Annotated in this window: 11 protein-coding genes; 4 read left to right on the forward strand and 7 right to left on the reverse strand. The window is 75.9% G+C overall.

What is annotated here, in order from left to right; genetic code table 11:
• From ACFXOZ_RS16230 to ACFXOZ_RS16245, 4 genes are all read right to left on the reverse strand, one after another.
• On the reverse strand, positions 1–973 hold a 973-nt coding region (locus tag ACFXOZ_RS16230), incomplete at its 3' end, for an L-tyrosine/L-tryptophan isonitrile synthase family protein (RefSeq protein ID WP_380590896.1).
• Between the two features lie 63 nt (positions 974–1,036).
• Entirely contained in the window at positions 1,037–2,395 is a 1,359-nt protein-coding gene (locus tag ACFXOZ_RS16235; protein WP_380590899.1) for a cytochrome P450, read from the reverse strand.
• A gap of 39 nt (positions 2,396–2,434) precedes the next feature.
• Positions 2,435–3,811: an MFS transporter gene (locus ACFXOZ_RS16240; protein ID WP_380590902.1), complete on the reverse strand. Its 1,377-nt coding sequence runs from the start codon at positions 3,809–3,811 to the stop codon at positions 2,435–2,437.
• Between the two features lie 283 nt (positions 3,812–4,094).
• Positions 4,095–4,658 carry a sigma-70 family RNA polymerase sigma factor gene (locus ACFXOZ_RS16245; protein WP_380520846.1) on the reverse strand — a complete coding sequence of 188 codons (564 nt, stop codon included), beginning with the start codon at positions 4,656–4,658 and terminating at the stop codon, positions 4,095–4,097.
• Between the two features lie 130 nt (positions 4,659–4,788).
• Here ACFXOZ_RS16245 and ACFXOZ_RS16250 point away from each other — a divergent pair, with 130 nt between their 5' ends.
• Positions 4,789–5,055, forward strand: a complete 267-nt coding sequence (locus tag ACFXOZ_RS16250; RefSeq protein WP_380520848.1) for a zf-HC2 domain-containing protein — start codon at positions 4,789–4,791, stop codon at positions 5,053–5,055.
• Positions 5,056–5,392: 337 nt separating this feature from the next.
• Here ACFXOZ_RS16250 and ACFXOZ_RS16255 read toward each other — a convergent pair whose 3' ends face one another.
• Positions 5,393–6,319 (reverse strand): hypothetical protein, encoded by a 927-nt coding sequence (locus tag ACFXOZ_RS16255; protein WP_380590905.1) that lies wholly within the window; start codon positions 6,317–6,319, stop codon positions 5,393–5,395.
• 258 nt (positions 6,320–6,577) lie between these two features.
• Between ACFXOZ_RS16255 and ACFXOZ_RS16260 the strand changes: the two genes are divergently transcribed.
• Positions 6,578–7,837 carry a cytochrome P450 gene (locus tag ACFXOZ_RS16260; RefSeq protein ID WP_375890741.1) on the forward strand — a complete coding sequence of 420 codons (1,260 nt, stop codon included), beginning with the start codon at positions 6,578–6,580 and terminating at the stop codon, positions 7,835–7,837.
• A 62-nt stretch (positions 7,838–7,899) separates the two neighbouring features.
• On the opposite strand, the gene ACFXOZ_RS16265 is transcribed toward ACFXOZ_RS16260, so the two are convergent.
• Positions 7,900–8,595, reverse strand: coding sequence for an N-acyl homoserine lactonase family protein (locus ACFXOZ_RS16265; RefSeq protein WP_375890739.1), 696 nt, complete (start codon positions 8,593–8,595; stop codon positions 7,900–7,902).
• A 227-nt stretch (positions 8,596–8,822) separates the two neighbouring features.
• Between ACFXOZ_RS16265 and ACFXOZ_RS16270 the strand changes: the two genes are divergently transcribed.
• Together ACFXOZ_RS16270 and ACFXOZ_RS16275 are read left to right on the forward strand one after the other, a co-directional pair.
• Positions 8,823–10,325, forward strand: a complete 1,503-nt coding sequence (locus ACFXOZ_RS16270; RefSeq protein WP_380590909.1) for a CoA transferase — start codon at positions 8,823–8,825, stop codon at positions 10,323–10,325.
• 97 nt (positions 10,326–10,422) lie between these two features.
• Positions 10,423–11,061: a DUF6461 domain-containing protein gene (locus tag ACFXOZ_RS16275; protein WP_380520858.1), complete on the forward strand. Its 639-nt coding sequence runs from the start codon at positions 10,423–10,425 to the stop codon at positions 11,059–11,061.
• A 29-nt stretch (positions 11,062–11,090) separates the two neighbouring features.
• Here ACFXOZ_RS16275 and ACFXOZ_RS16280 read toward each other — a convergent pair whose 3' ends face one another.
• Positions 11,091–11,771 carry an HdeD family acid-resistance protein gene (locus ACFXOZ_RS16280; protein ID WP_380520860.1) on the reverse strand — a complete coding sequence of 227 codons (681 nt, stop codon included), beginning with the start codon at positions 11,769–11,771 and terminating at the stop codon, positions 11,091–11,093.
• Between the last annotated feature and the right edge of the window lie 44 nt (positions 11,772–11,815).

The following is an 11,815-nucleotide window of genomic DNA, read 5'->3' on the forward strand; positions in this document are numbered from 1 at the left end:
CCCGGGGCGGGGCGGGGTCCCCCCGGGGGGGGCCCGCCCGGCCGGCGCCCCCCCCGGGCCGCCCGAGCCGCGCGGCCTCCTCGTTGCGCAGCAACTCCCAGCCGCCGTCCGGCCGGTGGAGTGCCGCGGAGTGCCAGGGCGTCATCCAGGCGTCGGCGGCGGCGAGCAGCCGGATGCCGAACTTGGGCGCCCCGGCCGGCTGTGGATGGATCGACAGCCGCACCGCCCGAGGATGCTGCTCGGCGATCAACTCGCCCCAGGCGCGACTGCGTTGGATCACCCCGTAGGCGCGCCGGCGGCACTCCCGCTGGAGGGCCGACCTGGTGCCGGGGAAGTTCACGGCGTCCTCGGTGAGGAAGCGGGTGATGCCCCGGTAGAGCCGCAGGGTCTCCTGCTCGGTCAGCACCTGCTCGCGCAACTCCTCGACGCTCGGCGCGTACCGCGCGTGCACCCGGGCGCGCTTCTCGTCGTACGGCAGGTCGCCGAGCACCGCCCGCAGGTCGAAGGTGTCCAGGTGGCGCAGGCCCTCGCGCTCGATCATCGCGGTCAACTCGTCGGAGTACTCGTCGATGTGGTGGTCCGGGACGTCGATCAGGTCGCCGAAGATGTGGCCGTCCGAGCAGATCAGGATCCGGGCGCCGGGCGGGTGGATCCGGGCTATCCGCCGGCAGAGCCCGTCCAGGAAGGTCAGCGACAGCCGCTCGCCCTCGTCGGGCAGGTGGCCGAGCACCTTGGCCGGGTTCGGCGACTTGCAGGGGAAGCCCGGGAGGGTGAGGACGATCGGCTCACCGGCCGCGATGAAGTCCGCCAACTGCGCCAGCTGGAAGGGGAAGTGCTCGGGCCGGGCGTCGAACTCCGGGTCGGAGGCGCGGCGGTGCGGGAGCAGCAGGCCGAGGACGCGGGCGGCGAGCTGCGCCGTCGACGGCTGACCGGGGGCGCTGGTGGCGAGGGTGGCGGTGCCGACGGGCGGCATGATGGATCTCCTCCGGGGGCGGCGGGTAGGGCTGGTCGGTGGGTGTGGCGAGGGGCGGGGGGCTCAGCGGCGCCGGTCGTAGGCGACCGGCAGCCGGTTCACCCCGCGGGCCAGGACGGCCGGGATCCAGGCGAGTTCGTCCAGGCCGTCCCCGGGCGCACCGGCCGGGCGCAGCCCGTCCAGTCGGCCGACCAGGGCGTGGACGGCGATCTGGAGCTCGGCCCGGGCCAGGGCGGCGCCCGGGCAGTAGTGGATGCCGTGGCCGAAGGCGAGGTGGGCGTTCGGCGTGCGGTCGAGGTCGAGGCGGTCGGCCTCCGGGAACTGCGCGTCGTCCCGGTTGGCGGCGCAGAGCGAGACGATCACCGAGTCGCCGGCCGGTACGGTGGTGCCGAACAGGTCGCTGTCCTCGGCGAAGAAGCGCCAGGTGGTGAGCTCGAACGCGGCGTCGTGGCGCAGCAGTTCCTCCACCGCCCGGGCCAGTCGGCCGGGTTCGTCGAGGCCGGCGCGCAGCGCGGCCAGCTGCTCGGGGTGGCGCAGCAGGGTGATCAGCATGGTGGTGATCTGGTTGGTGACCGGCTCCTGGCCGGCGACCAGCAGCTGGAACACGATCGAGTCGAGCTCCTCGCGGCTCAACTCGCCCGCGTCGTGGGCGGCGACGAGCCGGCCCAGCAGGTCCTCGGCCTCGGTCCAGCCCGGCTCCCGGCAGTCCGCGCGCTTGCGGGCGACCACTTCGGCGATGTACGTCTGCAGCCCGCGCAGCCGTGCCTCGTACGCCGGTCGGCCAGGGTCCTGCGGGCCGACCGGCTGGACCACCTTGCCCCAGTCGCGGTCGAAGCGCTCGGCCAACTCGGCGGGCAGGCCGATGACTTCGGCCAGCACCCGGAAGGGGTAGTGGGCCGCGAAGCCCGCCACCAGGTCGGCGCCGCCGGTGGCGGGCAGGTCGTCCACCAGCGAGTCGGCGAGCTCCCGCAGCCGCGGGCGCAGCGACTCCACCCGGCGCGGGGCGAAGGCGTCCAGCACCAGGCGGCGCATCACGGTGTGCTTGGGCGGGTCCTGGTGCAGCAGGTGGACCTGGAGCTGGGAGTGCTGCGGCTCCGGCATGATCGAGGCCAGCCGGCGCCAGTTCTCGTTGCCCAGGCTGTGGTTCTTGCCGAGCCGGGGGTCGTTGAGGGTCGCGTGGGCGGCCTGGTGGCCGGTGACCAGCCAGGCGTGGATGCCGCTCGGGAACTCCACCCGGTGCACCGGCCCGGCCTCGCGCATCCGGGCGTAGAGCGGGTACGGGTCGCTCTTGTAGGCCTCGCCGTACAGCGGGACGGGACTGGGGAGCCGGTCGTGCCCGTACGGGCAGCGCGGGGGTTCGGCCTCGGCCGGGGCCTGCGCCCCGGTTCCGGACGTGGTGGGCATGGGTGCGGTGTCGGTCATGGGTGTGCTTCCTCCGAGGGGGCGGATGTGTCGGGGGCCCTACGCGCGCGGGCGGCGGCCGTGCAGGGCGAGCAGCGGTACGGCGGTGGCGGCGGCCACGGTGGCCAGGGCGATGCCCGCGTGGGTGCCGGTGGTGGCGCGGTCGCCCGCCAGGGCGGCGGCGGTGGCCAGGGCCGGGCCGAGGGCGAAGCCCAGGCTGCGGGAGAGTTGGACGGCGGAGCCGGCGGTGGCGAGCTTCCCGGGCGGGGCGGCGGTCATCACCAGGGCCTGGGTCGGGCCGCCGTTGAGGCCCATGCCGGCGCCCGCGACGGCCAGCCGGACGGCGATGTCGAGGGCCGACCAGTCGCCGCCCACCGGAATGAGCGAGGCCAGGCCGCAGGTGGTGACGACGGCGCCGGTGAGCGCCGTCGGCCGGGCGCCCCAGTGGTCGGCCAGCCGACCGCCGACCCGGCCGGCCAGCACCATGCCGAGCGGGAAGGCCAGCATGGTCAGCGCGGTGGCGGTGGCGCTCTCGCCCCGGGGGCCGCGCAACTGCTGGACCAGCAGGTACTGGCAGGCCGCGAAGCCGGCGGCGAGCGCGAGCACCGAGGCGTTCACCCCGGTCGTCCGGGCGGCCCGCAGCACCTCGGCGACCGGCCGCCCGCCCGGGCGGCGCAGCCACCGCAGCACCAGGGGGACGGCGGGCAGCGCGAGCAGCAGCCACGCCGGGGCCGTGGGTGCCAGGGTGAGCCCGAGCAGCACGGCGGCCACGGCTCCGCCGATCAGGGCGGCGTCGCCGAGCGAGCCCCGCTCGGGCAGACGGAGCCCACCGCGCCGCGGGGCGTGGCGGTGCACGATCAGTACGGCGGCCAAGCAGACCGGCAGCTTCACCAGGAAGACCGCCCGCCAGCCGAAGTGGTCCAGCAGCAGGCCGCCGACCACCGGCCCGGTGACGGCCCCGAGCGGCCCCAGCGTCGCGGGCACGCTCATCGCCCGCCCGCGCAGCTCGGGCCGGACGGAGGTCGCGGCCAGGACCGGCATCAGCACGAACAGGACGGCCCCGAAGACACCTTGCAGCAGCCGTGCGGCTATCAGCCAACTCGCCCACGGGGCAAGGGCGGCCAGCACGCTGCAGGCCGCGAAGCAGCTGACGGCGAGCAGGAGCGCGGACCGGGTGCCCACCTGGTCCAGCCACCGCCCGGCCGGCAACAGCAGCGCCACCAGGGGGAGTTGGTAGCCGAGCGCGGCCCACTGCGCGACCCCGGCGGAGACGTGCAGGCCGGAGGCCAGGTCGGTGAGCGCCAGGTTGACCACGTTCATGTCGAGCATCGCGACGAACGAGAGCATCCCTGCGGCCACGACCAGGCTCCACCGGTCCACCGGTTCGACCTGATGGTCCGTCAGGTCGTTCGTGGCCGAGGGGCGTTGCGCTCGCATGAAGGTCCTCCGTTCCCCGCTGCCGTACCGGCACCGCCTCGGCGGCGGCGTCCGGTACAGCAGTCGGAGGCGGGCGGGCTCCAGTTCCGAACACTTGGGGGATTATTCGGCGGAGGCCGTCGCGGCGTCGGCGGCGAACAGACGACAGCAGACGGATAACAGATGACAGAGTTCGAAATCCGTCATCTGTTATCCGTTAGCTGTTCGCTGTCATCTGTTCGCCGTCGGCCGTCGGCCGCCGACTGTTGGATGTCAGCCGTCAGCCGTCGGCTGCGCCCGCCCTTCAGCAGGCCGCCGCGAGTTCCCCGGCCTCGGCGGCCCGCAGGCGCGCGACCAGTTCCTCCCGTGCCCGGGCGACCCGGGAGCGGACGGTGCCGATCGGGCAGCCGGCGACCTCGGCCGCCTCCGCGTAGCTCAGGCCGACCACCTGGGTCAGGACGAAGGCCTCCCGTCGCTGGGCGGGTACCCGTTCGAGCAGGTCCCCGAGGGCGATCCCGTCCTCGAACCCGGCCGTCGGGGTGCCGCCCTGCCGTTCCGCCGCCTCCTGCCAGTCCGGCAGCGCCGCGCAGCGCGGCCGGGCGGCGGCCATCCGGTACCGGTCGATGACCGTGCGCCGGGCGATCGACAGCAGCCAGGTGCGGGCCGAGGAGCGACCGGCGAAGGCGGGCAGGCCGCGCAGGGCCCGTAGGAAGGTCTCCTGGGCGAGGTCGTCGGCGGACTGCACGTCGGTCAGGTGGGCGACGAAGCGCCAGACGTCCCGCTGGGTCGCCCGGACGAAGGCCTCGACGTCCGCCGCCCGGCCCGAGCGGGCGGTCAGCGCGAGTGCGGTGAGCTGGTCGTCATCCACGGCGGCCCCCGATCCGGCCCGCGCTGCCCCGGCCCGCGTGAGCCCGGCCTGTATTGACCCGGCCCGCGTGGGCCTGGCCCGCGCTGCCCCGGCCGGTACCGCCCTGGCCGCCGTGCGGGACGATGGTCATATGAGATGCGCGCAGTTCCGTACCGCTCTGTCCGCCCGGCTCGACGGCGAACCGAGCGGCCTGCCCGGCACCCGGCTGGACAAGCACCTGGCGCGCTGCGCCGGCTGCCGCGACTGGCTGGACCGGGCCGAGCGACTGCGCGCCCAGGTGCGGGCGGCCGCCGACGACGGCCCGGCGCCCGAGTGGGCGGCCGGGCTGTCCGCCCGGCTGGGGCTGGAGGGCCCGGTCGGCCCCGCGCCGGAGGCGCCGCAGGCCGCGGAACGGTAGGACGGTGGCGCCGGTGTGAACCGGTGCGCCGTCGAAGTGAGGCATGGGAAGGTCCCGAGGGGAAGGCAGGGAGCGGCGCCGCGCACAGCGGCACCGCAGGCGTCCATGGGCCGGCCGCGCGGCGCTGCGCACCTCCCGCGGAGGTGTCGGCGGTCGCGGATCCGGGCCCGGGCCCCGACGGCACCCACGGCGCGGGAGGCGACGACACGGGACGTGACGGCGCAAGGGCGCGGTGGAGCGGCAGGGCGACCTGCCCGACGGCGGGGTCCCGGAAGTTCCGGCAGCGGGGCCGGTCACCGACCGGTCATCGGCCGGATGGGGGAGCGCGTCGGGCGCGTCAGCAGGCGAGGGCGAACGCCGGTGGACCGCGCCGGACGACGGCATGCGTGAGCAGTACCGACCGGGCCAGGCCGTCCGGCCGTTCGACGGGCCGGGGGACGACCGGCGGCCGGTACCCGAAGGGGCGGGCGAACAGCGTCAGCAGCGGAAGCGGCAGCGCCCCGGCGACGACCGCCCCGAGGGCGGCGAGCAGCTCGAAGACCCGGACCAGCGCGGCGTCACCGCGCCAGAGCAGCAGTGCGCAGGCCAGCGCCGCCAGGACGTGGGCGAGTGCCATCCCGGGCGACATGCCGTGCGCCATGTCGTGGCCCATCCCGTGACTCATCCCGTGGGACGTCCCGTGGGCCGGGCCCGTCGGCAGTGCGTGAGACATCCCCGGCATGTCCGGCATCCCGGACATGCCCATGTCCATGGACGCCCCGTCGGCCATCCCGCCCCCGCCCCCGCTCCCGGGAGCGACCCCGGTCCCCGCCGTCGCTCCGTGGTGCATGCCCGCCATCGGCCGCAGGCTGCCCGCGGCCGGGGGGACGTCCGGGTCGATGCCCGCCATCCGGGCCAGCTCGGCGGGCGAGAGCCCGCCGGCCGTCCGGTCCGGGTTGCAGAGCAGCAGGGCGGCCCAGTCCGTGGCGGCGAGCCGGCCCAGGCCCCCGCCCCCGCGGCCGAGCGTCGCGGCGTGTTCGAAGAGCAGGTGCAGGGCGGCCTGCGCCGAGACCATCCAGGCGCTGATGACCCCGAGCCCGCGCCGCTTCCCGGCCAGCAGCCAGGTCAGTCCGAGGACCGCCCCGAACGCGCCGAGCAGGACCGGAGCCGAGACCCCGGCCCCGGCCATGGCGACGTGCGCCGCGGCGGCCATCGCCACGCACAGCGCGGCGAAGACCGCGGCGCGCAGCAGGCGGATCCGGTCGGTCATCACGATGGCACTCATCGTCGCACCCGCCACGCCCCGCCCGTGCCGCACCCTCCGGTGATGGCCGGTTCCGGCCCGTGAGACCATGCCCGGCCCGTCGGGTCGACCGGCCACCGGCCTCTAACACCACCCCGCACCACGGTCCAACCGGCTTGACACGCGCACCCTCCACTCACTAAATGTGCACACTCCGGCACGGAACGTGTGCGCCGGAACGAACCCTGACCGAACCGGCACGAGTCGGCGCGAACCCGACCGGAAGCAGGAGGCACGGCCATGGACACCCCGACGGAGGTCTCCGCCCCGGCGGCAGGCACCCCCGACCTCACCGACCCCCGCTTCTGGCAGCTACCCGCCCCCGCCCGCGCCGCCGCCTTCGCCGAGCTCCGCCGCCGCCCCGCCCCCGTCTACTTCGGCGACCGCGCCACCGGCCGGGGCTTCCACGCCCTGGTCCGGCACGCCGACGTGGTCGAGGCGAGCCGCAACCCCGCCGTCTTCCGCTCCGCCCCCGGGGTGACCACCCCCGAACCGGCCCGCTGGGTCCGGCTGCTGTTCGGCGACTCGATGGTCAACCTCGACGACCCCCGGCACGCCCAGCTGCGCCGGATCGTCTCCCGGGCCTTCACCCCGCGGCTGCTCGGCCGGGTCGAGGAGGACATCCGGCACGTCTGCACCGCCCTGGTCGACGCGGTCGAGCGCGACCGGCCCGAGGACTTCGTCCGCCCGGTGGCCGCCCAGCTCCCGTTCCAGGTGATCTGCACCATGATGGGCATCCCCGAACAGCCCCGGCGCACCATCCTCGACCTGGTCGACCGCAACTCCGCGGACGTCGGCGTGGCCCGGCCGCTGCGCCGACGGCTCCGGGTGCCCGGGCGAGGCCTGGCGGCGCTCGCCCGGATGCAGGGCATCGTGGCCGCGGTCGGCCGCGAGCGCCGACGCCGTCCCGCCGAGGACCTGATCTCCGCGCTGGTCGCCGCCGACGTGGACGGCCGCCGGCTCACCGGCCGCGAGCTGGGCGCCTTCTTCTCGCTGCTGCTGGTCGCCGGGGTCGAGACCACCCGCAACGCGCTCGCCCACGGGCTGCACCTGCTGACCGTCCACCCCGAACAGCGCGCGCTGCTGCTCGCCGACCTGGACGGCCGGCTCCCCGGGGCGGTGGACGAGATGGTCCGCCACGCCACCCCGATCGTCCAGTTCCGCCGGACCGTCGCCGTCGACCACGAGCTCGGCGGCCCCGGCGGCCCGCTGCTGCGGGCGGGGGAGAAGGTCACGCTGTACTACGGCTCGGCGAACCGGGACGAGGCGGTCTTCCCCGATCCGGAGGCCTTCGACATCACCCGCACCCCCAACCCCCACCTCGGGTACGGCGGCGGCGGGCCGCACTACTGCCTGGGCGCGCACCTGGCCCGGCAGGAGATGACGGCGCTGTTCCGCGAGCTGTTCACCCGGCTGCCCGGGGCGCGGTCGGTCGGCGAACCGGTGCTCGTCCCGTCCAGCTTCGACCACCGGGTCCGCTCGCTGGGCTTCACCTTCTGAACCCGCACCGCGCGGCTTCCGGACCCGCACGGCTCGGCCGGACCCGCACGGCTCGGCGTCGGCTAGACCGACAGCTCCCACACCGCGTGGTCGTGCGCGAACATCGCGTGGCACGGCCGGTGCTCCGCGACCCGGTCCAGCCAGGCCCGGTAGCCGGGCAGCGGCGCCGCCACCCCGTCGCGCGCGGCCTGCCGGGCCAGCACCGCCTGTCCGTACTCGGAGGCGAAGTCGTACGCCTGCCCGGCCAGCAGCACCCTGGAACCGTCCATGCGCTCGACCAGCAGCGACTGGTGCCCGGCGGTGTGGCCGGGCGTGGGCAGCACCCGGACGCCGGGCCAGAGTTCGGTCTCCCCGTCGAGCTCCTGGTGGACGGCGCCGGGGAAGTCGACCAGGGCGTCGATGGTGTAGCCGCCGCGCCGGGCGGTGGCCAGTTCCTCGGCCTGGACGAGGACCGGTGTCCCGGCGAACAGCGGATTGCCGCCGCAGTGGTCGAAGTGCAGGTGGCAGTTGACCACCAGGTCGATGTCCGAGACCGCGACGCCGGCGGCCGCGAGCGCCTCCGGCAGCGGACGGCGGGACGGGCGGTAGTGCGCCTCGGTCTCCGGCGAGCCCGCGCCGATCCCGGTGTCGAACAGCAGCAGCGACCCCGGGCCGCGGACGAGGTACGCGAGCACCGGCTCCACCCGCGGTTCGGGGCCGCCCACCTCGGCGGCCGGCCGGACTATGTGGCCCAGGTCCAGACGGCGGATCGTGTGCATGCGTCCCCCTTTTCGCTCAGCCCCCGTGTGCCGGCCGTGGCGGCCGCCGTTCGCACCCTACCCGGCGTCCGGAAGCCGCCGGCCGGACTTCGGCTGCTCGTCCGTCAGGGCTGCTCCGGCGGGCAGGAATGCGGGGCGGCGTGGGCGGCGTGGGCGGCGCGGGCGGTCGGCAGGCGCGGTGGCGTGCGTCACGGCGGGCGGTCCGGATGCGGAGCACAATGCGCGGCATGACCGATCGTCCGACACCGCCCGAGTCCGCGCTTGAGTCCGCGTCTGCACCCGGGGCCCGGCCCGAGCCCCGGCCCGAGCCCTGGCCCGAGTCCCGGTCCGCGGGCGGCCCCGCCGCCGACCGTCCCACCGCGGAGGTCTGGGCCGCCCTCGGCGGGTCGGCCGGGCTCCTCGACCGGGTGGCCTTCCACGGCCCGCAGGGCGGCCTGCCCTCGGGCCTGCCGGTGAGCCGGTTCGCCCGGGCCACGGTGGCCGCCTGCTCGCTGGCCGCCGCCGAACTCGCCGCGCTCCGCAGCGGCGGGCCCGTCCCCGCGGTCCGGGTGGACGAGGGGGCGGTCGCCACCTCCTTCGTCAGTGAGCGCCACCTGGAGATCGACGGCCGCAAGCCGGTCGGCTTCGCCCCGCTCTCCGGCTTCTGGCGCACCGCCGACGGCTGGATCCGCACCCACGCCAACTACCCGCACCACCGGGACCGGCTGCTCGCCGTCCTCGGACTCGCCCCCGGCGCCGGGCCCGAGCAACTCGCCGAGGCGCTCGGCAAACTGCCCGGCGAGCAGGTGCAGGAGCGCGCGTACGCGGCCGGGGCGCTCGCCGTGGCGGTCGCGCCGGTGAGCACGGCCGCGCACCCCCTGGTGGAGTGCCGGGAGATCGGCGCCGCGCCCGTGCGCCCGCTCGCCGCGGCCCCGGTGGACCGCCCCGCCGCCGGGATCCGCGTCCTCGACCTCAGCCGGGTGATCTCCGGACCGGTCGCCACCCGCACCCTCGCCCTGCTCGGCGCCGACGTGCTGCGGATCGACTCGCCCCGGCTGCCCGAGGCCGAGGACGCCCACACCGACACCGGCTTCGGCAAGCGCTCCACCCGCCTCGACCTCGCCGACCCGGCCGACCGCGCCACCTTCGAGGGCCTGCTCGACACCGCCGACGTCGTCGTCAACGCCTACCGGCCCGGCTCCCTCGACGCCCACGGCCTCGCCCCCGAGGCGCTGTTCGCCCGTCGGCCCGACCTGGTCCTCGCCCGGATCAGCGCCTGGGGCTGGACCGGCCCGTGGGCCGGACGCCGCGGCTTCGACAGCCTGGTCCAGGCCGGTGTCGGGATCGCCGCCCACGAGGCAGGGCCCGACGGCCGGCCCGGGGTGCTGCCCGCCCAGGCACTCGACCACGGCACCGGCTACCTCCTCGCCGCCGCCGTCCTGCGCGCCCTCACCGAGCAGCGCACCCACCGCCCCGGCGGCCGCCACCTGCGCTTCTCCTTCGTCGGCTCGGCCTCCTGGCTGATGCACGGCATCCCGGCCGGGCCGGCCGAACCGGTTGACCAGGGCGGCCCGGCCAGACCGGGGCTGCCGGGCACCGAGCCGTACGACCCGGCGCGCTGGCTCACCGAGACCGACTCGGCGTACGGGCGGCTGCGGTACGCCCTGCCGCCGATCGGCTACGCCGGCGCCCCCACGGACTGGGCCCGCCCGCCCGGGCGCTGGGGGACGGACGCGCCGGTCTGGCGCTGAGCGGGGTCGGGCCGGGGCATGGGCGGGGCCGGGGCGTGGACGGGGGCGGGGCGGGGGCGGGGTGGGCGGTGTCGGTGAGGTCTGACAGCATCACCGCATGACCGCCCCGCACGCCACCGACTTCACCTGGTTCGACCAGCGCTACCCCGTCCTGGGCGAGGCCTACTGCCTCACCCACGTCCAGGCGGTGACCGGTGAGGAACTGCTGCCCCGCTTCGACGCCCTGATCGGCCGGGAGGTGACCGGGCTGAACGCGGTCGTCGCCGCCTGGGAGACCTTCGACGACGGCGAGGACGCGGAAGCCGAGGAACTCTTCGACCTGGACGAGGACCGGCTGCTCGTCGCCGTCACCGAGCTCGACGGCTGGGCCCTCGCGATCGAACCGTACGGATACCTCGGCAGCCTGCCCGAGGTCATCTCCCGGCTCACCGAGGGCACCCGGCTGGTCTCGCACTTCCGCAACGCCAACGCGGTGGACCACTTCAACTGGTGGGAACGCGCCGCCTGCCGCCTGCAGTTCGAGCCGCTCTTCGCGGACCAGCGGCACGGCGCCGACGCCGACGCCCCGGGCATCCCCGAACTGCTCACGGCCTGCGGCTTCCGGCTGGACGGGGAGCGCGGCGCGCTGCACACCGAGGCCGCGTTCGCGCTCGCCGAGCGGCTCACCGACGTGCGGCTCACCCCGGAACGGCTGGAGGCCGCCACCTTCCGCCTCGGCTACGCGCGCCGACCGTAAGGCCGCGGCCTCCCCGCGGTGGCGGTGGGTCAGACCCCGGAGGGGATCCGCTTGGCCCGACCGCGCACCTGGACGGCGGTCGCGATCTCGACCAGGCCCAGGATCACCAGCCAGCACCCGGCCAGCACGGTCAGCGCGGCGATCGAGCCGACCGGCCAGACCATCAGCAGCACGCCGGCCAGGGTGTTGGCCGCGCCCGCGAAGGCCTGCCAGCCGCGGGCGGGCATCAACGGGTCGGAGATCGCGGCGGCGAGCTGGGTGATGCCGCGGAACAGCCAGCCGATCCCGATCCAGAGGGCGAGCAGCAGCAGCGACTGGACCGCGCTGCGGAAGCAGAGCAGCCCGAGCAGCACGCAGATCGCGCCGCTGATGAAGGCCAGCACCCGCAGGGCGGTGGTGGCGTGGGTGCCGAACGCGGCGACCAGCTGGACGACGCCGATGACCAGCAGGTAGAGGCCGAACAGCACGCCCACCACCAGCAGCGTCTCCCGTGGCCAGGCGAAGACGACGATCCCCAGCGCGAGCGAGGCCACTCCCGCGGCCAGCAGCACCTGCCAGGCGGCCTTGGCGAGCAGGCCGAGCGGGCCCTGGACCGGGGTTCCGTCGGGGGTGATGATGGGAGGGGCCACGGCGGCGTACTCCTCGTGGTCGGGGGCGGAGAACGAACCCCAGCCTCCGCGCACCGTCACCGGACCGCCCGTCAGGTACATCCGTTCGAGTGATCCCCCTCGGTCTCCGGATTGACACCCTCCGG

The organism is Kitasatospora sp. NPDC059160 (assembly GCF_042755465.1).
Taxonomy (GTDB): domain Bacteria; phylum Actinomycetota; class Actinomycetes; order Streptomycetales; family Streptomycetaceae; genus Kitasatospora.